This is a genomic window from Halospina sp. K52047b, from assembly GCF_008709855.1.
In the GTDB taxonomy this organism is placed as follows: Bacteria; Pseudomonadota; Gammaproteobacteria; order Pseudomonadales; family Oleiphilaceae; genus Halospina; species Halospina utahensis_B.
This window is the reverse complement of the sequence record NZ_VYJH01000010.1, coordinates 58,261-82,660: the sequence shown is the minus strand read 5'-3', so window position 1 is coordinate 82,660 and position 24,400 is coordinate 58,261. Positions and strand designations below refer to the sequence as shown.

At 63.5% G+C, this 24,400-nt stretch carries 23 protein-coding genes; 16 read left to right on the top strand and 7 right to left on the bottom strand.

The genetic code is table 11. The features are described from left to right. Window positions 1-32: 32 nt before the first annotated feature. From rapZ to F3089_RS12475, 4 genes are all read left to right on the top strand, one after another. The gene (gene rapZ / locus F3089_RS12490) at window positions 33-905 is read left to right on the top strand and encodes an RNase adapter RapZ (protein WP_151441127.1); all 873 of its coding nucleotides are present in this window, start codon (window positions 33-35) and stop codon (window positions 903-905) included. Window positions 906-921: 16 nt separating this feature from the next. Then, on the top strand, window positions 922-1,191 hold the full coding sequence (locus F3089_RS12485; RefSeq protein WP_151441126.1) for an HPr family phosphocarrier protein: 270 nt from the start codon (window positions 922-924) through the stop codon (window positions 1,189-1,191). Further along, window positions 1,188-1,712 carry a ribosome biogenesis factor YjgA gene (yjgA, locus tag F3089_RS12480; RefSeq protein WP_151441125.1) on the top strand — a complete coding sequence of 175 codons (525 nt, stop codon included), beginning with the start codon at window positions 1,188-1,190 and terminating at the stop codon, window positions 1,710-1,712. The genes F3089_RS12485 and yjgA overlap by 4 nt, the downstream gene beginning before the upstream one ends. Window positions 1,713-1,971: 259 nt before the next feature. Beyond that, window positions 1,972-2,265 (top strand): ComEA family DNA-binding protein, encoded by a 294-nt coding sequence (locus F3089_RS12475; RefSeq protein ID WP_151441124.1) that lies wholly within the window; start codon window positions 1,972-1,974, stop codon window positions 2,263-2,265. Here the strand turns inward: F3089_RS12475 and F3089_RS12470 are convergent. The 7 genes from F3089_RS12470 to F3089_RS12440 form a co-directional block, all read right to left on the bottom strand. Then, entirely contained in the window at window positions 2,262-3,104 is an 843-nt protein-coding gene (locus tag F3089_RS12470; protein ID WP_151441123.1) for a carbon-nitrogen hydrolase family protein, read from the bottom strand. The two genes, F3089_RS12475 and F3089_RS12470, sit on opposite strands and share 4 nt — an antisense overlap. After that, entirely contained in the window at window positions 3,101-7,063 is a 3,963-nt protein-coding gene (locus tag F3089_RS12465; RefSeq protein WP_192497370.1) for a YhdP family protein, read from the bottom strand. Before F3089_RS12465 ends, F3089_RS12470 begins: the two co-directional genes overlap by 4 nt. Before the next feature lie 66 nt (window positions 7,064-7,129). Next, the gene (gene rng / locus F3089_RS12460) at window positions 7,130-8,605 is read right to left on the bottom strand and encodes a ribonuclease G (protein WP_151441121.1); all 1,476 of its coding nucleotides are present in this window, start codon (window positions 8,603-8,605) and stop codon (window positions 7,130-7,132) included. Next, on the bottom strand, window positions 8,598-9,212 hold the full coding sequence (locus tag F3089_RS12455) for a Maf family protein (protein WP_151441120.1): 615 nt from the start codon (window positions 9,210-9,212) through the stop codon (window positions 8,598-8,600). The genes rng and F3089_RS12455 overlap by 8 nt, the downstream gene beginning before the upstream one ends. A 5-nt stretch (window positions 9,213-9,217) precedes the next feature. Beyond that, complete coding sequence (gene mreD / locus F3089_RS12450; protein ID WP_151441119.1) at window positions 9,218-9,697, bottom strand: rod shape-determining protein MreD; 480 nt, start codon at window positions 9,695-9,697, stop codon at window positions 9,218-9,220. A 2-nt stretch (window positions 9,698-9,699) separates the two neighbouring features. Beyond that, the gene (gene mreC / locus F3089_RS12445; protein ID WP_151441118.1) at window positions 9,700-10,569 is read right to left on the bottom strand and encodes a rod shape-determining protein MreC; all 870 of its coding nucleotides are present in this window, start codon (window positions 10,567-10,569) and stop codon (window positions 9,700-9,702) included. A gap of 94 nt (window positions 10,570-10,663) precedes the next feature. After that, entirely contained in the window at window positions 10,664-11,704 is a 1,041-nt protein-coding gene (locus F3089_RS12440) for a rod shape-determining protein (RefSeq protein ID WP_095618296.1), read from the bottom strand. Between the two features lie 292 nt (window positions 11,705-11,996). Here F3089_RS12440 and F3089_RS12435 point away from each other — a divergent pair, with 292 nt between their 5' ends. The 12 genes from F3089_RS12435 to F3089_RS12380 all read left to right on the top strand — a co-directional run bounded on the left by F3089_RS12435 (window position 11,997) and on the right by F3089_RS12380 (window position 24,399). Then, window positions 11,997-13,139, top strand: a complete 1,143-nt coding sequence (locus tag F3089_RS12435) for a hypothetical protein (RefSeq protein WP_151441117.1) — start codon at window positions 11,997-11,999, stop codon at window positions 13,137-13,139. A 59-nt stretch (window positions 13,140-13,198) separates the two neighbouring features. Next, on the top strand, window positions 13,199-13,486 hold the full coding sequence (gene gatC / locus F3089_RS12430) for an Asp-tRNA(Asn)/Glu-tRNA(Gln) amidotransferase subunit GatC (RefSeq protein ID WP_151441116.1): 288 nt from the start codon (window positions 13,199-13,201) through the stop codon (window positions 13,484-13,486). 8 nt (window positions 13,487-13,494) lie between these two features. Further along, window positions 13,495-14,949: an Asp-tRNA(Asn)/Glu-tRNA(Gln) amidotransferase subunit GatA gene (gene gatA / locus F3089_RS12425; RefSeq protein WP_151441115.1), complete on the top strand. Its 1,455-nt coding sequence runs from the start codon at window positions 13,495-13,497 to the stop codon at window positions 14,947-14,949. A gap of 4 nt (window positions 14,950-14,953) precedes the next feature. Beyond that, window positions 14,954-16,408 carry an Asp-tRNA(Asn)/Glu-tRNA(Gln) amidotransferase subunit GatB gene (gene gatB, locus F3089_RS12420; RefSeq protein WP_151441114.1) on the top strand — a complete coding sequence of 485 codons (1,455 nt, stop codon included), beginning with the start codon at window positions 14,954-14,956 and terminating at the stop codon, window positions 16,406-16,408. Between the two features lie 110 nt (window positions 16,409-16,518). Beyond that, window positions 16,519-16,938, top strand: coding sequence for a PilZ domain-containing protein (locus F3089_RS12415; RefSeq protein ID WP_151441113.1), 420 nt, complete (start codon window positions 16,519-16,521; stop codon window positions 16,936-16,938). Between the two features lie 108 nt (window positions 16,939-17,046). Beyond that, a complete protein-coding gene (gene cysD / locus F3089_RS12410) occupies window positions 17,047-17,955 on the top strand; it encodes a sulfate adenylyltransferase subunit CysD (RefSeq protein ID WP_151441112.1) in 909 nt (302 codons plus the stop codon). 34 nt (window positions 17,956-17,989) lie between these two features. Continuing rightward, on the top strand, window positions 17,990-19,654 hold the full coding sequence (cysN, locus tag F3089_RS12405) for a sulfate adenylyltransferase subunit CysN (RefSeq protein ID WP_151441111.1): 1,665 nt from the start codon (window positions 17,990-17,992) through the stop codon (window positions 19,652-19,654). Window positions 19,655-19,657: 3 nt separating this feature from the next. Further along, on the top strand, window positions 19,658-20,677 hold the full coding sequence (locus F3089_RS12400) for a nucleoid-associated protein (protein WP_151441110.1): 1,020 nt from the start codon (window positions 19,658-19,660) through the stop codon (window positions 20,675-20,677). A gap of 76 nt (window positions 20,678-20,753) precedes the next feature. Continuing rightward, window positions 20,754-22,097, top strand: coding sequence for a tRNA (N6-isopentenyl adenosine(37)-C2)-methylthiotransferase MiaB (gene miaB, locus F3089_RS12395; RefSeq protein WP_151441109.1), 1,344 nt, complete (start codon window positions 20,754-20,756; stop codon window positions 22,095-22,097). A gap of 12 nt (window positions 22,098-22,109) precedes the next feature. Further along, entirely contained in the window at window positions 22,110-23,081 is a 972-nt protein-coding gene (locus F3089_RS12390) for a PhoH family protein (RefSeq protein WP_151441108.1), read from the top strand. Further along, window positions 23,078-23,527, top strand: a complete 450-nt coding sequence (gene ybeY, locus F3089_RS12385) for an rRNA maturation RNase YbeY (RefSeq protein ID WP_151441107.1) — start codon at window positions 23,078-23,080, stop codon at window positions 23,525-23,527. Before F3089_RS12390 ends, ybeY begins: the two co-directional genes overlap by 4 nt. Before the next feature lie 32 nt (window positions 23,528-23,559). After that, window positions 23,560-24,399, top strand: coding sequence for a CorC family transporter (locus tag F3089_RS12380; protein WP_151441106.1), 840 nt, complete (start codon window positions 23,560-23,562; stop codon window positions 24,397-24,399). The last annotated feature ends 1 nt before the right edge of the window (window position 24,400 follow it).

Genomic DNA, 24,400 nt, shown 5'->3' with positions numbered 1-24,400 from the left:
GCCGACCCATCCAGCCAGCGGGAGATCGGGCTGTGAAACTGACCATCGTGAGCGGCCGCTCGGGCTCCGGCAAGAGCACAGCGCTCCATGTGCTGGAAGACCTCGGCTACTACTGCATCGACAACCTGCCCATCGGACTGCTGCAGCCGCTGACGCGCAAGGCGCTGGAATCGGACGAGCAGCAGAGCGACATCGCCGTCAGCATTGACGCCCGCAATCTCTCCGCGGACATTGCCGATTTCGAGAACCTCTACCGCCAGCTCCAGCACCCGGACCTGAGGGTGGAGGTCATCTATCTGGACGCGGCGGACAGCATGCTGCTGCAGCGCTTCCACGCGACCCGCCGCAAGCACCCCCTGAGCACACCGGGGCGCTCGCTGTCCGAGGCCATCCAGGACGAGAAAGCCCTGCTGGAACCCATCGCGCGGCTTGCGGACCTGCACATCGACACCACCGAACGCTCCATGTACGAGCTGCGCGACATGGTACGCGAGCGGATCGTGGGGCGGGACGAACAGCAGATGGCCCTTCTGATCCAGTCGTTCGGCTACAAGCACGGGGTGCCCATCGACTCGGATTTCGTCTTCGATGTGCGCTGCCTGCCCAATCCCTTCTGGGACGAATCCCTGCGCGGCTATACCGGGCTGGATGCCCCGATCCGTGAATACCTGACCGGCCAGCCCGGCACCACGACCCTGCTCGAGGATATCAAGGGGTTTCTGGACCGCTGGTTGCCGGAATTCCACACGGTGAACCGCTCCTACATGACAATCTCCATCGGCTGCACCGGCGGCCAGCACCGCTCGGTCTACATGGCCGAGGAGCTGGCGGCGCACCTGCGCCAGGCCTTCAGCACCGTCCAGGTCCGGCACACGGAACTGCCCCACGCGCAACCGACGCCCTGAACACAGCGGAAACCCAATGATCCGAGAATCCATCACCATCATCAACAAACTGGGCCTGCATGCCCGCGCCGCCGCCAAACTTGTAAGCTGCGCCGAACAGTTTGAAAGCAGTATCCAGCTGGGGCGTGACGGGCGGGAAGTGGACGGCAAGAGCATCATGTCGGTGATGATGCTGGCAGCCAGCTGTGGCACGGACATTGACCTGATCATCGAGGGCGCGGACGAGACCGACGCCCGGGACGCGCTGGTGGAACTGATCAACAACCGTTTTGACGAGGACGAATGAGCGACGCTGATACCCCAGGGCAACCGCAGGAAGAGCTGCCCAGCAAAAGCCAGGCGAAACGCGAGATGCATGAGCTGCGCGATCTGGCGGCGGCCCTGGCCGCCCTGCCCGAGGAGCGCATCCACCAGCTGCCCGCCTCCAGCGCCCTCATTGAAGGACTCCTGGAAGTCCGGCACCTGCCGGAAGGCGACCCGCGCCGTCGCCAGACCCTCTACCTGGGCCGCCAGATCCTCGAGGAGGACGAGCAGGCCCTGCGCCGGGCCGCGGCCGGACAGACCGCCGGCACCCCGGAGCACACCCGCCGCCTGCACATGGCTGAACGCTGGCGTGAGCGCCTGATCCATGAAGGCAAGCCGGCGCTGACCGAGTTCATGGACCGTTACCCACAGACCGATGTCCAGCACCTGCGCCAGCTGATCCGTAATGCGGCCAGGCAGTCGGACAGCGGGGACCGCAACAGCCCGCGCCGACGTCTCTACCGCTACCTGCGTGAGCGCATTGACGAGGGCGAGCAGCTGTAGGAAATCGCTTACACGGTGTATGGGCGATGTCCTATTTCCCCGGAAACGGATCTGACTAGAATAGGCAGTCGCAGGGACGCAATGCGGTGCAGGAGGCACCTGGTCAAAGGGACGGACAGCGCCCAGGGAGTCGGGCAGGGCCGGTGCAGTTCGGGTGGCAGGGAAGCCGCCCGTCTGGACCACCTCAATCACCCCGCACCGTCATCTCCGGGTCTGTTCTGTTCCCTCCCCAATCGCGAACAGACAGGAGCACATCACGATGAAAGGAATCGTTTCCGCAACCACCCGCCTGCTGGCGCTCACCCTGGTTCTGGCAGTCACGCCGGCCATGGCACAGGATGCCGCGGAAGAGACCGAAACGGTCAACGTCAATACCGCCAGCGCGGAAGTCCTCGCCGAGGCCCTCCATGGTGTTGGCCCGGCCAAGGCGGACGCCATTGTCTCATGGCGCAAGGAGCAGGGTGAATTCACCACCCCCGAGCACCTTGAGGAAGTGGACGGCATCGGCCCGGCCACCGTCAGTGACAACCGGGAGAAGATCCGCCTCGACTAGAGGCGCCGATGCTCCCATACCGGGATGGCGCTGCGGGTTCTGGCCAGCTGGTCGCGGTCCAGGACCGCACTGACCACACCCGGCCCATCCTCGGAGCGCTCGGCAACCACGCTGCCCCAGGGATCAATGATCATGGAGTGGCCCCAGGTCTGCCGGCGCTCATCATGCTGCCCGCCCTGATTGGGGGCACAGATCCAGACCTGATCCTCAATCGCACGGGCCCGCAGAAGCGGCTCCCAGTGCGCCTCACCGGTCCGGTGGGTGAAGGCGGACGGCACCACCACCCATTCCGCGCCTGCCTCCCTCAGCCGGCGGTAAAGTTCCGGAAAGCGCAGGTCATAGCAGATGCTGATGCCGAGCCGTCCTGCCGGAGTATCCACGGTCACCACCTCATCGCCGGGTTCGAACAGATCCGACTCCTGATAGCGGCCCTGGGAATCCCCCACCATGGCATCAAACAGATGGATCTTGTCGTAGCGGGCCACCCGCTCGCCCTGATCGTTCCAGACCATGCACGCGGCGCGCACACGGCCATCGGGCACCACGGTGCCATCCGGACGGGTGCCCATGGGCAGGGAACCGGCCACGATCCAGAGGCCCAGGCGTGCGGCCTCGCGACCCACAAAGGACTGGATGGAGCCGTCCTCCCCGCGCGCCTCGGACTGCCCCAGCTCGGCCAGCCGTCGGTTCTGGAAGGCCGCGAAATTCTCTGGAAGCACCGCTACGCGAGCCCCGTCCTCAGCCGCCTGCTCAAGCAGCTCGCGGGCGCGCACCAGATTCTGTTCCACCTCGAAACCACTGACCATCTGAATGGCCGCTACCGATACGGATGCCGTCATCGCTTGATCTCCCCTGCAGGCCTTTCGGGGGCTTCCACACCCACCTCGGGCCGTTCATAGCTTTCCAGATCCGACTCCGTGTCAAACAGATTGCGGAGTTCAACCTCCGGGTTGCTCCAGGTGCCCTCCACGGTGTAGGTGGCACTGGTAACCCGACTCAGGATACCCCCAAACACCTTATCGAGCACGAAAAGCGCACCTCCAATGGGGGGCGCATAGCCGAACAGAACCGCCGCCAGAGGAAGATTCTGGGTAACCGGCAGCACCACCACCAGGCGCATATCGAGTGCCTCACTGATCAGATCCGCCTCGCCGCTCATACGGAAACCGCCGGAGGGCGCCTGGATCGACACAGCCGGATCAAAGATCAGGCGACCCTCGTGGATCAGCACTTCCCCTTCGATATGATCAAACGGGACACCGGACTCATAGACGTCCGAAAAATCCAGCTGCAGGCGCCGCCAGAGCGTATCCGTGTTCAGCAGGCCAAACACCCTGAACACACGCGCACCCTCAATGTCCTGATCAATGATGCCATCCTCAAGCCGGAAGTCCATGGCCGCGCGCAGACCGGACAGGCTGAAATCCGTGGGTCCGCCGGGCCAGGCCATGTTCAGTGAGGCCTCGGTCCGCTGGCTGCTGATCGGAACCATGGTTCGACCGATCAGCGCTTCGAGCCCTTTGAGATCACCGCCATCCAGGGTGCCAGAAAATTCGGTGACACCACTGTTGGCCGTCGGCTGCCAGGTCAGATTCCCATCCACGACCAGATCCCCCATGGTAAATGCCAGTGGATCCACGCGGATACGGCTGCCATCCGGCACCAGCATCAGCGACAGATCCGTCAGCCGACGGTCGCCGACAACAAGACGGCCGATGCGTATACCCATGTCGGGCCAGTCCCGGGCCCCACTGCTCAGTGTGCCACTGTCCAGCTCTGGCGCTTCCCCGCCGTCAGGCGCCGTTTCCGGAAGCACCAGATGATCGAGATCCACCGCCAGTGCCCGCTCACCGCCATTCCCGACGGTGCCACTGATCCAGTCCGAATCCAGTCGCACCTGCCAACCGCCCCGCAAGTCAGCCTCCGCCAGGATGCGAAGCGGTGACAGAGCCCAGTTACTGAAACGCGGCTCACCAATACCCAGCTCGACCCTGAGCGGAGGCAGGTCAAACCTTTCCGGCGCAGCGCCCTGGCCAGCGGCCGCCTCTTCCCCTGCCGGAACGTCAGCCATGGCCCGCCACCACTGCTTCAGGTCAGCCCCCGGCAGATTACCGGTGATGCTGAGCACCGGCTCTTTCGGAAGCTCCGTGCGGCGCACACCCAGACCAATGCGCCCGCGCTCCACGACCCCGTCACGCACCACCAACCGGAACGCACCCAGTGGCTCCCAGTCCCCCTCAATGCGCACGGCCTCCGAATCCGCACCACCGAAGTCAACCTGGGTTGTCAGACTGTGGTCATCACCGGCTTCCTTGCTGAACGGTGCCGGCCAGTCCAGAACGAGGCCCGCAAGATCGCCATCCAGCCGCAGGGAAGGGCCTTCCGTGGGCCGAAAGGCCGCACTGTAGTCGAGCCGGCCGCTTACCCTGGGAAGCGGCTCTCCCAGCCACTCCGCCAGCCCTGGCACCGCCAGACGCCCCTGCTGGCGGAAGACCGGGGCCTGCTTCGGACCATCGCGGACCTGCAGCGTCACCGGCTCGCCCATGAAGCGCGCATCCAGGTCCGTATTGCCGAATCCGTCATCCGTGGAGAACCGGATGGGCCCGTTCACATCCCGCCACTCAAGCGCTGCCGGAGCGAAGCGCACGTGACCATCGGACAGGGCAAACCGGAGATCCATCTTTGGATCCCGCGCCTGCCCCGGCCACAGGCTGAGCGACAGGTCGACATGGCTGGAGCCGGTCACACGGAGGTCTCCCAGCCAGTCACCGGCAACCTCTGCGAGGGGACTGTTGCGCCACTGCTCCGTAAGCAGCTCGCCATCGCGACGGGCCGCGGTATCCACATCCACGCGCAGCCCTTCCCCTTCCCCTTCCTCATCCGTTACCCGGATCTGACTGGGCTCAAGCTCAACACCGGCCACCACACCTTCATCCAGCCGGATATGGCCCTCGTCACCCTGCACCCGCACCTGCCCGGCAGCGCCCTCGAGTGCTGGCCACTCAGGATCGTAGGTCAGCTCAGTATCCCGGAAGCGGTACGCCATACTGGAGGTGAAGGCACGATCACGGGCAGTTTCATCGGCATCATCACCTCCGATATCCCCATGACCGTAATACCACCCACGGGTCACGGTGCCCCTGCCTACGGCCTCGGTAAGGAAGGAATAGAGTTCCGGAGGCACCCGTTTCCGGGGTACAAAGCGGCCCAGCATGCCGGTTCTGCCGCCAGCAATGCCGACCCGCAGTGACAGCGTATCCGTGCTGCCTTCATGCAGCCGCAGCCGGAATCCACCGGAGGCATCCATACCCTCATGCCGCCCGACAAGACGCCGTGCGGCCACCTCCCAGCCATCACTGCGACGTGACCAGTGGATGCGACCGGCAAGGCGCTGGAAACGCCAGTCCGTGTGGAACAGCTCCGGGAATCCGATACGGGCCGGGCCGGATTCAAGGGTCACTCGACCTTGCCGGGGGCCGGTCTCAAGGTAGCCGTCCAGCCCGCTGCCAGAAGGGGCCCCTTCGACAGCCGCCACAGCAATATCCTTGAAAGCACCCCGCAGCCGCCAGTCGCCGTTGTCGGGGACGGTGATTTCAAGATGCTCCATCAGGCCTGTGGGATCATGGCCGGCCAGGCGCTCCTGCTCTTCTTTCGGCAACAGGCCGCTGTGGCGCACCAGCGAGCTGGCCGCCCCCAGATCCAGGCCCTGTGCGGCCACTGTCAGGCCAGCACTGGTGCGTTCCGCTCGGGCGGAGAACGCGCCGGCTTCCTGTTCGCCCCAGCGAAAGGCCGAGCCGCGCGTCTCCAGAAGCCAGCCCGCGTCCGTGTGCCGCCACAGCAGATCCGCGCTCAGATCCCTGAGCCGGGCCACAGGAGCCACTGGCGATGCCAGACCGAGCTCAGGTAGCCGCAATGACATCCTTACGCGCTGGAGCTGGGCCCGCCTGAACTTCAGCCAGGTCTCGGCCCGGGCATTGAGCGACTCAACAGCCAGCCCCCGCCATTCATAGGGGGTAAGCAGGTTATTGAAAATGCCGGCGGAGTCCAGATCCAGGAAGAGGTCCCCAGTAAACCCGCTGCTCAGAAGGTGCCGTCCCTCCAGAGCAAAGGCGCCGATGCGCCGGCGGTCATCGCCGCCCCCGACCAGGTGCCCACTGGCGGAAAACAGACCGTCCTCAAAGCGCACGTCCATTGCCGGAACACTGAGTGATACAGGCTCCCCGGAAGTCGGCTCGACGCGCAGTCGCAGATCCGTCAGCGTCACAACGGGATCGGACAGAAGCCGCCCCGCCTGATCGATCCATTCGCCCAGATGACCATCCAGTGCAGCCAGCGCATCCGACGCGGCATCCGCCGGCCCCCGGGGCTCGTCGCCACTTTCGGATGGCTGCCATAGGCCGGCAACGGCGACCCCGCCATCAGACTGCTGCACCAGTGTCGCCTCGGCACCACTGGCACGGAGTTCGCGGAACACCAGGCGCAGACGCACCAGCGAGGCCCAGCTGTCGAGGCGCATTTTCAGCTGCCCCAGTGAAGCATCCGCCCGGCCCTTCTCTCCGACCGCCATTTCCCCAACCCGGAGAACGGGATCCAGCCCCTGCCAGTCACCACTCAGGTCACTGAGATGCACAGGCCTGCCCAGCACCTGAGTCAGCGCTGTTTCTATCTCGGCTTCAAAATGATGGAGATTCGCCATGACCTGGCGGCCCAGGCCGACGTAGAGCGCGGCAAGCATCAGCAGCGTCAGGGCGCTGATCCAGACGACCGTTACCAGACGGTTGAGTAGTGCCCACAGCACCGGGCGGACACCCCCCGATGCGGCCCTGTTCATAAACCGCAACCCCGGGGCAGACAGGCTGTGGCGCTAGAGCAGGACCACATCGTACTGCTCCTGGCTGTAGACGAGCTCAACCTGGAATTTGATGGTCTTGCCGATGAAGGTCTCGAGGTCCGCAACGTTATCCGAATCCTCGTCCAGAAGACGGTCGATCACGCTCTGCGAGGCCATCACCAGCAGCCCCTCCACATCGTAGGCACGATTGACCCGCATGATCTCGCGAAAAATCTCATAGCAGACCGTCTCCGGTGTCTTGAGAAAGCCTCGTCCATTGCAGACCGGGCAGGGTTCGCACAGCAGCTGCCCCAGGCTCTCGGTGGTGCGCTTGCGGGTCATCTCCACCAGCCCCAGCTCGGAAACGCCGGTGATCTTGGTCCGGGCATGATCGCGCTCCAGCATCTTCTCGAGCATGCGCAGCACCTGGCGCTGGTGCTCCAGGTCGGCCATGTCGATGAAATCGATAATGATGATGCCGCCGAGGTTACGCAGTCGCAGCTGGCGGCTGATGGCGCGGGCCGCCTCCAGGTTGGTCTTGAAGATGGTCTCTTCGAGATTGCGGTGACCGACAAAGGCGCCGGTATTCACATCGATGGTGGTCATGGCCTCAGTCTGGTCAATCAGCGCATGACCGCCGGATTTGAGCTGCACATGGCGGCTCAGCGCCTTCTGGATCTCATCCTCGACACTGTAAAGATCGAACAGAGGGCGCTCGCCGGGATAGAACTCGATCATTTCGCGCAGCTGCTCGACAAACCGGTCCGCGAACGCCAGCAGTTTCTCGCAGCTTTCCCGCGAATCGATACGGATCTTCTCCGTCTGGACCCGCACCAGGTCCCGCACCGTCCGGATGAACAGCGGCAGATCCTCGTAGATCACCCCCGGGGCCTGAACATCACGGGCGCCTTCCATGATGGACGTGGACAGGCGGTTGAGGTAGTCCATGTCCCGCCGGATATCGTCCTCACCCACACTTTCGGCGGCAGTACGGACAATGTAGCCCCCGGCATCCAGCTCATAGTCCCGCGCCACCGACTGGATCAGATCACGCAGACGTTTTCTCTCGGTTTCATCCTCGATTCGCTGCGAAATCCCAATATGGGACATGGCCGGCATGTAGACCAGATAGCGCGACGGGATGGAGAGGTGAGTGGTCAGGCGTGCGCCCTTGGTGCCAATCGGGTCCTTGGTCACCTGCACGATGATCGACTGACCCTCACGCAGCAGCGAACGGATGTCCGGAACGGTGCGTGGCGCGCTGCTGTCGCTGTCACCACCGAGTTCGGCCACATCCGAGGCATGAATGAATGCAGCCCGCTCCAGCCCGATATCCACAAAGGCTGCCTCCATGCCCGGAAGCACCCGTACCACCTTACCCTTGTAGATATTGCCAACAATGCCCTTGTTGCGGGTCCGCTCCACATAGGCTTCCTGGAGCATCCCGTTTTCCACCAGCGCCACCCGGGTCTCGACGGGGGTAACGTTGATCAGGATCTCTTCACTCATCAGACGTCACCCACCACTGATGCACGGGCTGATCCACCTGATGCAGCAGGTCTGTGACCGCCTCCAGAGGCAGCCCCACCACAGCGGTATAGCTGCCGGACAGCTCCGAGACCAGCGCTGCCCCTCGCCCCTGGACCGCGAAGGCTCCGGCCTTGTCCATTGGTTCGCCTGTCGCCACATAGTTATCAATCTCGGCGCTGGACAGCGGGCGCAGCCGTACCCGTGAGGCAACCACCCGTTCACGGACAGCGTGGGGTCCGGTCAGCGCCACACCGCTCATCACCTGGTGCTCGCGCCCGGACAGGCGTGCCAGCATGGCCCGGGCTTCCCCGGCATTGGCGGGCTTGCCCAGTATGCGGCCGTCCATGACCACGGCTGTATCCGCGCCCAGGAAAAGGCGTCCGGCATCATGCCACCCCGCCTGACAGGTCAGCGCCTTCTGCCTGGCCATCCGCAGCACGTACAGATCCGGTGCCTCATGCTGGCCGGGCGTTTCATCGATATCGACCGGGGCAACCTCATGCCGGATCCCGATCTGATCCAGAAGCTCACGGCGGCGCGGTGATGCGGAGGCCAGTACCAGTGACTGGAAGGCTGGGCTGCTCATTCGTTTTACTCCAGCTTACGATTCACGAAATCCCAGAAGCCCCGGAAGACCGGCCATATGAGACCACTGGTAACCGCGGGAAGCAGATAGTCAAATCCGCCGCCCGCCTGCCCCAGCAACTGGTGCAGGAAATGCACCACCATGTGCGCCAGGCCGATCATGAGAAAAACCACGAGCGACTGCTGCGCCAGGGGGAACAGCTTCAGCCGCTGATGGGCGGCCAGCACCATTAAGGCGATCAGGGCCATGGCCAGCGCATTCATACCCAGAATATCCGCCCGCAGCACATCCACAAGCAACCCCAGACACCAGGCCAGCACAATGCCGAAGGTCTGTGGCGCACGCAGCACCCAGTAGACCACAACCAGCCCGATCCATTCCGGCCGCCAGTGCCCGATCTGCTGCGGGAACAGCGAGATGGTGCCAACCAGGGCAACAAGAGCACTCAGGATAGCCACCGGGTAACTGACCGAACGGTGCTCCATGCTCAGTCCTCCTCCCCAGTCGCCGGTGATGGCGTGTCCCCGCCGCTGACCGAGCCACCGCTGAACACCACCAGCACCTGGCTGCTGCTGTTGAGCCTGGCCATGGGGCGGGCCTCAACCCGGGCAAAGGGCTCGCCCGGGTCGTGTTTGATGCTGTTGATCCGCGCCACCGGATACCCCTGGGGGAAACGTCCGCCCAGCCCGGAGCTGACCAGCAGATCCCCCACCTCGACATCGGCGGTATCCGGCACATGAGCAAGTTCCATGCGATCATGCTCCCCTGTGCCGAACATGATCGCACGCAGCCCATTACGGTTGATCTCCACGGGAACCGCATGACTGTTGTCGGAAATCAGGATGGCGCGGGAGGCGTGGGCACTGGTATGCACAATCTGCCCCATGAGGCCATGGGCATCGAGCACCGCCTGACCTTTGCTCAGCCCATCGGACTCGCCCTTGTTCAGGATGATCTCATGGGTCAGTGGGTCCGGTGTCACGCCGACCACATCGGCAACGAGCACCCTGTCATCCAGCTGTTCAGAAGCGTTCAGGAGTTCCCGCAGGCGGGCATTCTCCGCGGCAAGGGCGGTGTAGCGCTGGGCGCGGCGCTCCAGCACAAGAAGGCGGGACTCCAGGGCCTCATTCTCCTGCAGCAGATCGGAGCGGCTGCTCGTCAGATCCCCCATCCACTCAAGGAATCGGTCCGGCGCGTGCCCCAGCCAGTAGACCGGCGTCAGGCCGGTCATGAGCCAGCTGCGCACCCGGTCGCCATAGGGCAGATACAGGTCCGCGCCGACCAGCACTCCAGACAGGAGCACCACCAGCAGCAGCCTGGGACCAATGAGTGGGCCTTGCGTGAAAAGCGTGTTGATGGACCGTCCCCCGTTCAGAACGACAGCCGCCGCTGGCGCCGGGACGGCAGCGGCGGGTCTTCTTGCGATTCAACCGGAACCGGTGGCGACTCTGTCAGTCGTCCTGGGAAAACATGGTCACGCCGCTCTTGTCGATACGCTCGAGCGCCTTGCCACCACCCCGTGCCACGCAGGTCAGCGGATCTTCCGCCACCACCACGGGCAGGCCGGTTTCCTCGCTCAGAAGGCTGTCGAGGCCACGCAAAAGCGCACCGCCACCGGTCAGAACAATGCCGCGCTCCGCAATATCGGAAGCCAGCTCGGGCGGCGACTGCTCAAGCGCGCTCTTGACCGTCTGAACAATCTGCGACAGCGACTCCTGCAGTGCCTCCAGGATCTCGTTGCTGTTGAGCGTGAACTGGCGCGGCACGCCCTCGGCGAGGTTACGCCCGCGCACATCGATCTCGCGCACTTCCAGCCCTTCATAGGCACAGCCGATCTCATGCTTGATGCGCTCGGCAGTGGAGTCCCCGATCAGGCTCCCGTAGTTGCGGCGCACATAGGTGACAATGGCTTCGTCGAACTTGTCACCGCCAACGCGCACCGATTCCGCATAGACGATGCCGTTGAGCGAGATGATCGCGATCTCGGTGGTGCCCCCACCGATGTCCACAATCATGGAACCGCTGGCTTCCTCCACCGGGAGCCCCGCGCCAATCGCGGCCGCCATGGGCTCCTCAATCAGGAACACCTCCCGGGCACCGGCACCGAGGGCGGATTCGCGGATCGCCTTGCGCTCCACCTGGGTGCTCTTGCTGGGCACACAGACCAGAACCCGCGGACTCGGGGTGATGAAGCTGTTCTCGTGTACCTTGTGGATGAAGTGCTGAAGCATCTTCTCGGTGACCACGAAATCCGCGATCACCCCGTCCTTCATCGGGCGGATGGCCTTGATGTTGCCCGGAGTCCGGCCCAGCATGCGCTTGGCCTCACTGCCCACGGCAGCGACTTTCTTCTGCCCGTTGGAGGTGCTGACCGCAACAACGGAAGGCTCATCCAGGATGATGCCGCGGCCGCGGACAAAGATGAGCGTGTTGGCGGTCCCCAGATCAATGGACAGATCGCTGGAGAACGCGCCTCTGAGTTTCTTGAGCATCGGTGCTGTTTCAACCTGGCTTTACGGATTCGATGGCTGGCCTCGCCCTCCCCGTTGCGTGGCGAAACCTCTTGGATGCCGGAACTTTAGCAGTGGCGGGGGGTTCAGGCAAGACAACCGGCATTGTGAGCGGCCAGGCAGCAATGGAATAATGCCTGTTTCATAAACAACAGTGGACGTCATGTCGCAGCCTCTGGCAGCCCGACGAACCGGACCAACCATCAGATCCGCTGCCCTGCTGTTGCTGGCAGTACCCGGCTCAGCGACCGCTTTCTGGGGTGACACCCTGGTCATGGAACCACAGCCATTCCGCCAGGAGCGCGTCCTGCAGGGGCGCACCTTCCAGTACAATGACGAAAGTTTCATCCAGCGCAACAGCTTCACGGCCAGAGCCTCCGAGTTCCATGCGGCCCCAGTACCCCGCGACCACATTGAAGGTACGGGCGGAAGCACGCGTACCAGAGAGCTTTTCCTGGATGCCAGCGTCAAGGTCACCCGGCAATTCGACGATGAAGGAACGCTGGACTTCCAGTACCGATTCCGGCGGAGCGAGGACTTTGACGGGCGCTACACCCGCAACCTTATAGGCATTGGCGTGCATCCGGGCGGCGGCTTCCAGGCGCGACTGATGGCGGATGTGCGCGGGGACAAATCCCGCATCGACCTCCAGCCGGAACTGGGCTGGCAGGATGACGCCGGAAACGCGGCGCGATTCGCCGTGGTTCTCCCGGAGTACCTGTTCAACAGCAAACAGGATGAAGGCCAGTACCTGAGCGAACCCATCACCCTGTTCAGCGCCGGCGAATGGCACCCGTCCTCCGACAGCACCCTGCGCGGCTATATCAGCGCGTCACCGGAAACGGAACTGGAAATCCCGTCACTGGAGCGTCGCTTCCGGGATGAATCCCTGCAGGGTGGCGCCAGTATCCAGTACCGCCTCAGTGAACGGAGCCGGCTGCGCTGGCTGACGGAAGGCCTGGCCACCAATCGCCACGAAAACGCCACCACCAGCAACCGGTCAGCAACCATGGAAAGGCGCGCCTGGCGCAGCCGGATCGCACTGACACTGGGCGGCGACCCCGTCAGCCAATGGCGCCTGGGCGGGGAATTCCTGAGCCTGTCCGAAAAGGGCGCCCTGATCGGCGGGGCGCAGCAGCTTTCCAGCCGGGACGAGCACCTGGTGTTCGCGGGCCTGACAGCCCCGCTATCCGCGGACTGGCATTTCGCCCCGGAGCTGTTCGTCAGCCACGTGGACGGCGAATCCATCCAGGGCATCGACCGCCGGCGCACCGACCATGACGGCACCTATGCCAAGGTCTCACTGCCATTCACCTGGTCGCCGGGCAACGGCGCCCAGCTCACACTGAACCCCACAGTAGAGCTGCACAGCGCCGCCTTTGGTGGCGGCAACCTGCGCGTACGCATCCCGCTCTAGGGGGTTCGGATCAACGTTGCATCTGCTATCATCCCGCGCTCCGAAGGGAAGGAAACGGCATGAGCATCTCCAGAGACAAGATCGAACAGGTGGCCTGGCTGGCGCGCATCCGGCTTGAGGACTCCGAGAAGGAAGCCCTCGAGGGCAAGCTGAGCGACATCCTCGGCATGGTCGACCAGCTCCAGGCCTCGGACACCGACGGCATCACCCCCATGGCCCACCCGCTGGACGCCACCCAGCGGCTGCGCCCGGATGAAGTAACCGAAACCAACAAGCGCGAACGGTTCCAGGCCGTGGCTCCTGAAACCCAGGATGGCCTCTACCTGGTTCCGCGGGTAGTGGAGTAAGCGCCGCCATGCACACCAGCACCCTTTCCGAACTGGCCCGGGCACTCGAGGCGGGCGAAACCACCAGCGAAGCGCTGACCCGCGAAACCCTGGAGCGCATCCGGGCCCACGACGGACGCTACAACAGCTTCATCACCGTCGCGGAAGAGCGCGCCCTTGAACAGGCCCGCGCAGCCGACCAGGCCCGTGCAGAGGGTCGGGCAGGCCCTCTGACCGGTATTCCCTTCGCGCACAAGGACATCTTCTGCACCGAGGACCTGCTCACCACCTGCGGCTCGCGCATGCTCGAAAACTTCGCGCCGCCCTATAACTCAACCGTGGCCCAGAAGCTGGACGACGCCGGCGCAGTCTGCGTGGGCAAGGCCAATATGGACGAGTTCGCCATGGGCTCGTCCAACGAGACCAGCTATTTCGGCCCGGTGACCAACCCCTGGGGTGACGGCCTTGTCCCCGGTGGTTCCTCCGGCGGCTCCGCCGCGGCGGTGGCGGCACGCCTGGTGCCCGCCGCCACCGCCACCGACACCGGCGGCTCCATCCGCCAGCCTGCAGCGCTGTGCGGCCTCACAGGTCTCAAGCCCACCTATGGCCGCATCTCCCGGTACGGCATCATTGCCTTCGCCTCCAGCCTGGACCAGGCCGGCACCCTCACCCGCGACGCCCGGGACGCGGCCCTGATGCTCAACACCATGGCCGGTTTCGACCCCAAGGACTCGACCAGCCTGGACCGCGAAGTGCCGGACTACTGCGCCAGCCTGGACAACGACCTGAGCGGCCTGCGCATCGGCCTGCCGAAGGAATACTTCTCGGATGAGCTGTCACCGGAGATGGCGGAACAGGTCCGCAACGCCGTGCGCGAATACGAGAACCTCGGGGCCACGGTGAAAGAGATCAGCCTGCCCCACTCGCACCTGGCCGTAGCTGCCTATTACGTCATCGCGCCCGCGGAAGCCTCCGCCAACCTCTCACGCTTCGACGGCGTGCGCTACGGCCACCGCTGCGAGAACCCGCAGGACCTCAACGACCTCTACCTGCGCTCGCGCTCGGAAGGCTTCGGCGAAGAAGTCAAACGCCGCATCCTGGTCGGCACCTACGCCCTCTCGGCCGGCTTCTTCGACGCCTACTACCTCAAGGCCCAGAAAGTCCGTCGCCTGATCCAGCAGGATTTCACCGACGCCTTCAATGAAGTCGACCTGATCATGGGCCCCACGTCGCCCTCACCGGCCTTTGCCCAGGGCGACAAGACCGACGACCCGATCAACATGTACCTGGAGGACGTTTTCACCATCGCCTCCAACCTGGCAGGCCTGCCAGCCATGTCCATACCCGGCGGCATGGTGAACAACCTGCCAGTGGGGCTGCAGATCATCGGCAACTATTTCGACGAAGCGCGCATGCTCAATGCCGCCCACCGCTTCCAGCAGGTGACGGACTGGCACCAGCAAGTGGCACCTAACGGGGTTTAAGACAATGCAATGGGAAACCGTGATCGGGCTGGAAGTCCACGTACAGCTCGCCACCCAATCCAAGATCTTCTCCGGCGCCAGCACCGCCTTCGGCGCCGAACCCAACGCCCAGGCCAGCGCCGTCGACCTGGCCATGCCCGGCATGCTTCCCGTGCTCAACGAAGGCGCCGTGCGCATGGCCGTGCAGTTCGGCCTGGCCGTCAACGCCAACATCGCGCACCGCTCCGTCTTTGACCGCAAGAACTACTTCTACGCCGACCTGCCCAAGGGCTACCAGATCAGCCAGATGTACCACCCCATCGTGGGCAAGGGCGAAGTCAGCGTGAACCTGTCCGACGGCAGTGAGCGCACCATCGGCATCGAGCACGCCCACCTTGAGGAAGATGCGGGCAAATCCCTGCACGAAGACTTCCAGGGCCAGTCCGGTATCGACCTCAACCGCGCCGGCACGCCCCTGCTTGAGATTGTCTCCGAACCGGACATGCGCAGCGCCGAGGAAGCTGCAGCCTACCTGCGGAAGATCCACGCCATCGTCACCTATCTAGGCATCTCCGACGGCGACATGTCCCAGGGCTCCATGCGCTGCGACTGCAACGTCTCAGTGCGCCCGAAAGGCCAGACCGAATTCGGCACCCGCAGCGAGATCAAGAACGTCAATTCCTTCCGTTTCGTGGAAAAAGCCATCAACACCGAGGTGGAGCGCCAGATCGAGCTGATCGAGGATGGCGGTGAAGTCCAGCAGGAAACCCGGCTGTACGACGCGGACAGGGATGAAACCCGCTCCATGCGGACCAAGGAGTTCGCCAACGACTACCGCTATTTCCCCGACCCCGACCTGCTGCCAGTGGAGATCGATGATACCTATATCAACGCCATCCGCGACGGCCTGCCGGAGCTGCCGGACGCCAAGCAGGCCCGCTTCGTCACCGAGTATGAGCTGAACGCGGACGAAGCCGCGCCCCTGGTCCAGAGCCAGGCGCTGGCAGACTACTTCGAGCAGGTCGCCAGGGGCAGCGGTGATGCCCGCCAGGCCGCCAACTGGATCATGGGCGAACTGGCCCGACTTATGAACCAGAACGAGGTCGAGATCCAGGACTGCCCCGTCGGGGCCGGTGACCTTGCCACCCTGATCCTGCGCGTCCAGGACGGCACCATCTCCGGCAAGCTCGCCAAGCAGGTGTTCGAGGCCCTGTGGAACGGCGAAGGCAGCCCGGACGACATCATCGAGCAGCAGGGCCTCAAGCAGGTCTCGGACAGCGGCGAGATTGAAGCGCTGGTGGATCAGGTGCTGGCGGACAACCAGGCCATGGTGGACGACTATCTTGGCGAGGAAGTGGCCAAAAAGCAGAAGAAGAAGTTCAACGCTCTGGTCGGCCAGGTCATGAAGGCCTCGCAGGGCAAGGCCAACCCGGCACAGGTGAACGAGATCCTGCAGCAGCGGCTCGACACTAAAGGGTAGGAGGCTACATTCCGTAACAGGGGAGGCAACAGCCTGCGCTGGCCGGGATTTGTATAATCCGCGTACAAGGGCTACGCTTTGAGTCAAATCGCGTCAATCGGGGTTGACTCATGTCAGCACTGTCCTCATCCGCCGGCTTCACCGGGCGCCCCAACCTGCGCCACTACCACCGCATTCCGGTGAACCTGGAAGTATTCGTTGAGCGTGGTGGCGAGGCCCTGCCCAGCTGCACCATCAACAACCTTTCACGCGCCGGTCTCCAGATTGAGTGCACCCCCGAAACACTGGACAAGCTGGTCCCCAACGGCGAGCCCGTGGCCCCCCAGATGGCCATTCCGGTTCAGGTGGCGTTCACCATTCCCGTAGGCGAATCCGAAAGCACCTGCATCCGGGCCCGCTGCGACGTGGTGACAGTGCGGCGCATTGCCCGCGACTGCTTTCATGTGGGCATGTCCTTCGCTGAGTTCGAGGAAGACGCCGTCCCGATGCTCGATCACTACATCAATGAACAGCTTTCGGCCGGCGTCTGAACGGACCCTTCTTCCTCACCCTCACGCTCTGGTATAATTCCTCGTTCAGTTGAAGCCGTTTGTTATAAGAAGCGGTTCCATTCCGAGTCAACAGCGGTACAGAGCGCGATGACCCAATACAACCTCACGCACCTCAAACAGCTGGAAGCGGAAAGCATCCACATCATGCGGGAAGTGGCAGCCGAGTTCGACAACCCGGTCATGCTCTATTCCATCGGCAAGGACTCCTCCGTGATGCTCCACCTGGCCCGCAAGGCTTTCTGGCCCGGCCGGATTCCCTTCCCGATGCTGCACGTGGACACCACCTGGAAGTTCAAGGAAATGATCGAGTTCCGGGACCGTATGGCCGAGCAGTACGATCTCGACATGATCGTCCACATCAACGAGGAAGGCGTGAAACAGGGAATCGGCCCCTTCAGTCACGGCAGTGCCAAGCACACCGATGTAATGAAGACCCAGTCGCTGAAGCAGGCCATGGAGAAGTACAAGTTCGACGCCGCCTTTGGCGGGGCCCGCCGGGACGAAGAGAAATCCCGGGCCAAGGAGCGCGTCTACTCCTTCCGGGACGAGAACCATCGCTGGGACCCGAAGAACCAGCGCCCGGAGCTGTGGAACATCTACAACGGCCAGATCAACAAGGGCGAGAGCATCCGCGTCTTCCCGCTGTCCAACTGGACCGAACTGGACGTCTGGCAGTACATCCACCTCGAGAACATCGAGATCGTGCCGCTGTACTTCTCCAAGCCCCGGCCCGTGGTCGAGCGCGACGGCACCCTGATCATGGTCGACGACGACCGCATGCCGCTGGAGCCGGGCGAAGAGCCCGAAATGAAGTCCGTGCGCTTCCGTACCCTGGGCTGCTACCCGCTGACCGGCGCCATCGAGTCCGAGGCGGACACGCTGCCCGAGATCATCCAGGAGATGCTGCTGACACGCAGCTCCGAGCGCCAGGGTCGAGTCATTGACCACGACAGCGCCGGCTCCATGGAGAAGAAGAAACAGGAAGGCTACTTCTAAGCGCGCCCAACCCGGTTTTCGGAGACAAGATCCAATGTCACATCAGTCAGACCTGATCGGCACCGACATCAACGCCTACCTCAAGCAGCACGAACAGAAGGAACTTCTGCGGCTGCTGACCTGCGGCAGCGTGGACGACGGCAAAAGCACCCTCATTGGCCGCCTGCTGCACGACACCAGCATGATCTACGAAGACCAGCTGGCAGCGCTGGAGTCCGACAGCTCCAAGGTGGGCTCCACCGGCGAGAAACTGGACCTGTCGCTGCTCGTCGATGGCCTGCAGGCCGAGCGGGAACAGGGCATCACCATTGACGTGGCCTACCGCTACTTCTCCACCGCCAAGCGCAAGTTCATCATGGCCGATACGCCCGGGCATGAGCAGTACACGCGCAACATGGCCACAGGCGCCTCCAATGCGCAGCTCGCGGTCATCCTGATCGACGCCCGTCATGGGGTGCTGACCCAGACCAAGCGCCACTCCTTCCTGGCCTCGCTGCTGGGCATCAAGCACGTGGTCGTCGCCATCAACAAGATGGACCTGGTCGACTACAGCGAGCAGCGCTTCAATGAAATCAGGGAGGAGTACCAGCACTTCTGCGGCAACCTCGGCCTGGAAGACGTGCGTTTTGTGCCCATCTCCGCGCTCGAGGGCGACAATGTCGTCTATCCCAGCGAGAACATGCCCTGGTTCGACGGCAAGCCCATGATGCAGGTGCTGGAGACCGTCCCGATCTCCCACGACAAGGACTTCGAGCATTTCCGCTTCCCGGTCCAGTACGTGAACCGCCCGAACCTCGACTTCCGGGGCTTCTGCGGCACCATCGCCAGTGGCGTTGTGAAGCCGGACGACGAAGTGGTTGCCCTGCCCTCGGGCCGCTCCACCCGCGTGGACCGGGTCGTCACTTTTGAAGGGGATCAGGACGAAGCCCATATCGATCAGGCCGTTACCCTGACCCTGAAGGACGAGATCGACGTCAGCCGCGGTGACATGCTGGTACACGCCGGCAACATGCCCGAGGTGGCCACCGCCTTCAACGCCAACGTGGTCTGGATGACTGACCAGCCGCTGGCACCGGGCCGCCAGTACGACATCAAGCAGGGGCCACGCTACACCTCTGGCGCCATGCGCCGGGTGCACTACAAGACGGACGTGAATACCCTGGAACAGCAGGAAGGCAGCGAGCTGGGCCTGAACGAGATCGGCCTGTGCGAGTTCGCCGTCAGCCACCCGCTGGCCTTTGACCCCTACCCGAACTGCGGCTCCACCGGGGCGTTCATCATCATCGACCGCCTGACCAACATCACCATCGGTGCGGGCATGATCAAGAGCACCGCCAGCGACGCCGAAGGCCTGATGAACCCGGTCACTATCGAGGAATGGCAACGCCGGCTCGACCAGAAACCGCTGGTGATCGACTGCGGCGGCGAAGCAGCAGACAAGCTGGCCACAGCCCTGCAGCGCAGCCTGTTCGACGTGGGCAAGACCGGCGTCGTGCTGGACAACACCAATACGGACTCCGAGGAAGACCGTGGCAGCATGGCCGATGTACTGCGCAGCCAGGGCCTGATCGTGCTCACGGCCGGTATAAGCGGCACACCGGCGGACTACAGTGTCAGTGCCGACAATGACGCCGGCATCAGCAAGGCCGTGCAGGAACTGCTGCAGACACTGCGTCGGGAACAGCGGCTGCAGGGCTGACCCATGGCCATTCAGCAGCTCAGGCTGATGCGAGCCACACTGCCCGGCGGCGGGCAGCCGGCCCGGGCCAACGCCGGAGAGGCGATGGCCGAGCCGGGTGGTGACTACGAAGCCCTGCACCGCCAGCTCAAAAAGCTGTTCAACAGCCGCCCCGGCAAGGCCTATGGCCGCTTTTCAGACGACCTTGGCAGCCACCCCATCCGCGGGTGGCTCGGCAACTACCTGGACGGCCAGCAGGGCTTTGAGGCCTTCACGGACCAGCTTCTGGGCCAGTGGCAGGACGAGATCACCCGCGCGGACACCGACCCCGAGCGCCCGCTGCTTATCGTCCACGAATCCCTGGCCGACGGCGAGGTGCTGTACCTCTTCGCCCTGGAGATGGACCCGGTCTTCACCCTGGACCCGAACCTGGAGCTCACCCCCACCGAAACCATCAGCCGCTCCCGCCTGAACCTGGCGGCGCGTGTTGAGCTGGAGGACTGGCGCGGCGAGTCCGGCTCAGAGAACTACCTGACGGTGCTCCAGGGCCGCGGAACGGGCGAGATCGGAAAGTGCTTCGCGCGCCTGGTGGGCTTCCAGCAGGAAGTGGACGTGGAAGCGGAGACCCGCACTTTCCTGGAGGCGGTGGAGTCGTTCGCCCAGCAGCAGACGGAGCCGGAAGACGCCCAGAGCGTGCGCCACAAGGCGTTCGAGTTCTGCAATGAGCAGGAGGCGCTGGGCGAGCCGGTGCCTCTCTCGGCCCTTTCCAGCTACATCGATGACAGCCAGCCGGAGCGGTTTGCCGAGCATGTGGCCGAATCCCAGGCCGTGGGGCCGGATCAGGTCCTGCACCCGGACCGGCGCAAGGTCCGCAAACTGGTCCGCATCGCCGGCAAGGGCAACGGCCTGAGCCTGTCGTTCTCCTCCGACCTGGTGAACCAGGCGGTCCACTACGACCGCGACCGCGATGCCCTGATCATCACCCAGGTCCCCCGGAGTCTTAAAGAACAGCTCCAGAGCTATCTGGACGACGCCTCTGACTGACTCGTTGGTTTGTGACAGAACCAGACCGCAGGCGTTATAATCGCCGATCTTCCAACCAGACAGAACGCCGCCAACCATGGGAAAGAAACTCTTCATCAAGACCCACGGCTGCCAGATGAACGAATACGACTCATCGCGCATGATCGACCTCCTGCGCGAGAGTCACGAGGTGGAGCTGACCGACACCGCCGACGACGCGGACATTCTGCTGCTCAACACCTGTTCCATCCGTGAAAAGGCCCAGGAAAAGGTCTTCCACCAGCTCGGCCGCTGGAAAAAACTGAAGAAAAACAACCCGGACGCCATCATCGGCGTCGGCGGCTGCGTCGCCAGCCAGGAAGGTCAGGCCATCATCGACCGGGCGCCCTACGTGGACATGGTCTTCGGCCCCCAGACCCTGCACCGCCTGCCCGAGATGATCACCAAGGCGGACAGCGAGGGCGGCGTCGGCGTGGTGGACGTCAGCTTCCCCGAAATCGAGAAGTTCGACCAACTGCCCGGGCCAGGCGTGGATGGCCCTTCCGCCTTTGTGTCCATCATGGAAGGCTGCAGCAAGTACTGCTCCTTCTGCGTGGTGCCCTACACCCGGGGCGAAGAGCTGAGCCGCCCGGTGGAGGACGTCCTTGAAGAGGTCCGGGACCTCGCCAGCCAGGGCGTGCGGGAAGTGAATCTTCTCGGCCAGAACGTCAATGCCTACGACGGGGAAACCCTGGACGGCGACACCATGGACCTGGCCGAGCTGATCACCTGGGTGGCGGACATCGAGGGCATCGACCGGATCCGCTTCACCACGTCGCATCCTGTGGAGTTCTCGGATGCGCTGATCAACGTCTACGAGCAGGTTCCGGAGCTGGTCAGTCACCTGCACCTGCCGGTACAGGCGGGCTCGGACCGGATCCTGGCGCTGATGAAGCGTGGCCACACGGCCCTGGAGTACAAATCCAAGATCCGCAAGCTGCGCCGCATCCGTCCGAACCTGAGCCTGTCCTCGGATTTCATCATCGGTTTCCCCGGTGAAACCGAAAAGGACTTTGAAGACACCATGAAGCTGATCAACGACGTGGGCTTCGATGTGTCCTTCAGCTTTGTCTACAGCGCCCGCCCCGGCACCCCGGCGGCGGACCTGCCGGACGATACCCCGGAAGAGGTCAAGAAAGAACGCCTGGCGATCCTGCAGGACCGCATCAACCAGCAGGCCATGGACATCAGCCGCAAGATGGTCGGCAACACCGAGCGCATCCTTGTCACGGGCGTGTCCAAGAAAGATCCCGGTGAATACCAGGGTCGGACCGAGAACAACCGGGTCGTCAACTTCCGCACCGATGTGCCCGGCGTGGTCGGCTCCTTCGTGGACGTCGAGATTACCGAGGCATTGCCGAATTCACTGCGCGGCGTCATGATTGACGACAACCGCTACTGAGCCGAGGCCCGATTGAGCGCCGACACCCGAGAATTCCAGCTGGAACCCGCCGACACGGAACGTCTGGCCGCGCTCTGCGGTCAGTTCGACGAACACCTCAAGCATATCGAAAAACGCATGGGCGTGCGCATCGGCTACCGGGGGCACCACTTCCGGATCACCGGTGACGGCGAGGCCGCAACAGCGGCCATGGAAGTGCTCAAACACCTCTATCGGGAAACCGAGGCCAGTGATGACATCAGCCCGGACACGGTGCACCTGTTCATCCGCGAATCCGGCTTTGAGCGCCTGCCCGAGACCAGCGGCTATGACGGCGCCCAGCAGGTCATCGAAACACCCCGCCTGAAGATCCAGCCCCGGGGCGAGAACCAGCAGCGCTACGTACATGCCATCCGCACCCATGACATCAACTTCGGCGTGGGCCCGGCTGGCACGGGCAAAACCTGGCTCGCCGTGGCCTGTGCCGTGGAGGCCCTCCAGGCCGAGGAAGTCAAGCGGGTCATGCTGGTCCGCCCAGCGGTCGAGGCCGGTGAAAAGCTGGGTTTCCTGCCGGGGGATCTTTCCCAGAAAGTCGATCCCTACCTCAAGCCGCTCTATGACGCCCTCTACGAGATGCTCGGCTTCGAGCAGGTGAACAGGCTGATCGAACGCGGTGTGATCGAGATTGCACCGCTGGCGTTCATGCGCGGGCGCACCCTCAACAACTCCTTCATCATCCTGGACGAAAGCCAGAACACCACGCGGGAACAGATGAAGATGTTCCTCACGCGCATCGGCTTTGGTTCCACCGCCATCATTACCGGCGACATCACCCAGATCGACCTGCCGCGCGGCCAGCACTCCGGCCTGGAACACTGCCTGCGTGTGCTGCGGGAGGTCAAAGGCATTGGTATCACCTACTTCGGCGCCGAGGACGTAGTGCGCCATCCGCTGGTTCAGCGCATCGTGGAAGCCTACGACGACTGGGACGACCGCAACGCATGAACCGCGTAACGCTGGATCTGCAACTGGCAACCCGGCTCACGGGGCTGCCCGCCCAGGCGGATTTCGAAACCTGGGCGGAACAGGGCTGGCAGGGGGACGGCGAAACCGAAGTGACCCTCCGGATCGTGGACGAGCCGGAAGGCCATGAGCTGAATCACCAGTACCGGGGAAAGGATTATCCGACCAACGTGCTTTCCTTCCCCTTCGAGGCGCCCCCCGGGGTGGAGCTGGCCCTGCTCGGAGATCTCGTCATCTGCGCCGGGGTCGTCGAACGGGAAGCCCGTGAGCAGGGCAAGACGCCTGAAGCCCACTGGGCACACCTGCTGATTCATGGCATGCTTCACCTGCAGGGTTACGACCATCAGGACCCAGACGAGGCAGAAACCATGGAGAATCTTGAAGTGCATCTCCTTGCCGAGCTTGGTTTTCCCGACCCCTATCGGTAGCATCCCGCGAACAGCAATCCGGAAAGGACCCCATGAGCGACGACTCATCCAACGGCCAGACAAAAAACTCCTGGCTGGAGCGATTATCCCAGGCTTTCTCGAGTGATCCCCGCACCCCCGAAGATCTGCTGCGCGTTCTGCGCGACGCGGAGTTTCAGCAGCTGATCGACAGCGATGCCATGAGCATCATCGAGGGTGCCATGCAGGTGACGGACATGCGCGTGGAAGAGATCATGATTCCACGCTCGCGCATGGTGACGGTCAAGGCCGACGCCGACCCCTCCTCTTACATCAGCGAGGTCATCGAATCCGCCCACTCGCGCTTCCCGGCCATCGGCGATACCTCGGACGAGATCGTCGGCATCCTCCTGGCCAAGGATCTGCTGCCACTGGCCCTGCGCAACAACCTGACCCGCGACAGCATCCGAGAGATCCTGCGCCCGGCCACTGTCGTGCCCGAGAGCAAGCGCTGCAACCAGCTGCTCAAGGAGTTCAAGGAAAACCGCAACCACATGGCCATTGTGGTCGACGAATACGGAGGTGTGGCTGGGCTGATCACCATTGAGGACGTGCTTGAACAGATCGTCGGCGACATCGAGGACGAGCACGACGTTGATGATGACGATCGCATCCGCGAGCGCGAACACGGCATCTACGCGGTCAAGGCCCAGACGCCCATCGATGAGTTCAATGAATTCTTCGGCACGGATCTGGACCAGGAAGCTTTCGACACCATCGGTGGCCTGATGCTCAAGGAGTTCGGCCGCCTGCCAAGGCGTGGTGAAACCACAACCGTGGACCGTTTCCGGTTCAAGGTGCTGAACGCCGATAACCGCAAGATCCGCCTGATCCAGGTCAAACCCATCGCATGAC

What these genes read in the sequence shown, in the direction of transcription:
- F3089_RS12485 (WP_151441126.1), top strand. Translation starts at nt 922, where the DNA reads ATGATCCGAGAATCCATCACCATCATCAACAAACTGGGCCTGCATGCC.
- yjgA (WP_151441125.1), top strand. Translation starts at nt 1,188, where the DNA reads ATGAGCGACGCTGATACCCCAGGGCAACCGCAGGAAGAGCTGCCCAGC.
- F3089_RS12475 (WP_151441124.1), top strand. Translation starts at nt 1,972, where the DNA reads ATGAAAGGAATCGTTTCCGCAACCACCCGCCTGCTGGCGCTCACCCTG.
- F3089_RS12470 (WP_151441123.1), bottom strand. Translation starts at nt 3,104, where the DNA reads ATGACGGCATCCGTATCGGTAGCGGCCATTCAGATGGTCAGTGGTTTC.
- rng (WP_151441121.1), bottom strand. Translation starts at nt 8,605, where the DNA reads ATGAGTGAAGAGATCCTGATCAACGTTACCCCCGTCGAGACCCGGGTG.
- F3089_RS12455 (WP_151441120.1), bottom strand. Translation starts at nt 9,212, where the DNA reads ATGAGCAGCCCAGCCTTCCAGTCACTGGTACTGGCCTCCGCATCACCG.
- mreD (WP_151441119.1), bottom strand. Translation starts at nt 9,697, where the DNA reads ATGGAGCACCGTTCGGTCAGTTACCCGGTGGCTATCCTGAGTGCTCTT.
- F3089_RS12440 (WP_095618296.1), bottom strand. Translation starts at nt 11,704, where the DNA reads ATGCTCAAGAAACTCAGAGGCGCGTTCTCCAGCGATCTGTCCATTGAT.
- F3089_RS12435 (WP_151441117.1), top strand. Translation starts at nt 11,997, where the DNA reads ATGGAACCACAGCCATTCCGCCAGGAGCGCGTCCTGCAGGGGCGCACC.
- gatC (WP_151441116.1), top strand. Translation starts at nt 13,199, where the DNA reads ATGAGCATCTCCAGAGACAAGATCGAACAGGTGGCCTGGCTGGCGCGC.
- gatA (WP_151441115.1), top strand. Translation starts at nt 13,495, where the DNA reads ATGCACACCAGCACCCTTTCCGAACTGGCCCGGGCACTCGAGGCGGGC.
- gatB (WP_151441114.1), top strand. Translation starts at nt 14,954, where the DNA reads ATGCAATGGGAAACCGTGATCGGGCTGGAAGTCCACGTACAGCTCGCC.
- F3089_RS12415 (WP_151441113.1), top strand. Translation starts at nt 16,519, where the DNA reads ATGTCAGCACTGTCCTCATCCGCCGGCTTCACCGGGCGCCCCAACCTG.
- cysD (WP_151441112.1), top strand. Translation starts at nt 17,047, where the DNA reads ATGACCCAATACAACCTCACGCACCTCAAACAGCTGGAAGCGGAAAGC.
- cysN (WP_151441111.1), top strand. Translation starts at nt 17,990, where the DNA reads ATGTCACATCAGTCAGACCTGATCGGCACCGACATCAACGCCTACCTC.
- F3089_RS12400 (WP_151441110.1), top strand. Translation starts at nt 19,658, where the DNA reads ATGGCCATTCAGCAGCTCAGGCTGATGCGAGCCACACTGCCCGGCGGC.
- miaB (WP_151441109.1), top strand. Translation starts at nt 20,754, where the DNA reads ATGGGAAAGAAACTCTTCATCAAGACCCACGGCTGCCAGATGAACGAA.
- ybeY (WP_151441107.1), top strand. Translation starts at nt 23,078, where the DNA reads ATGAACCGCGTAACGCTGGATCTGCAACTGGCAACCCGGCTCACGGGG.
- F3089_RS12380 (WP_151441106.1), top strand. Translation starts at nt 23,560, where the DNA reads ATGAGCGACGACTCATCCAACGGCCAGACAAAAAACTCCTGGCTGGAG.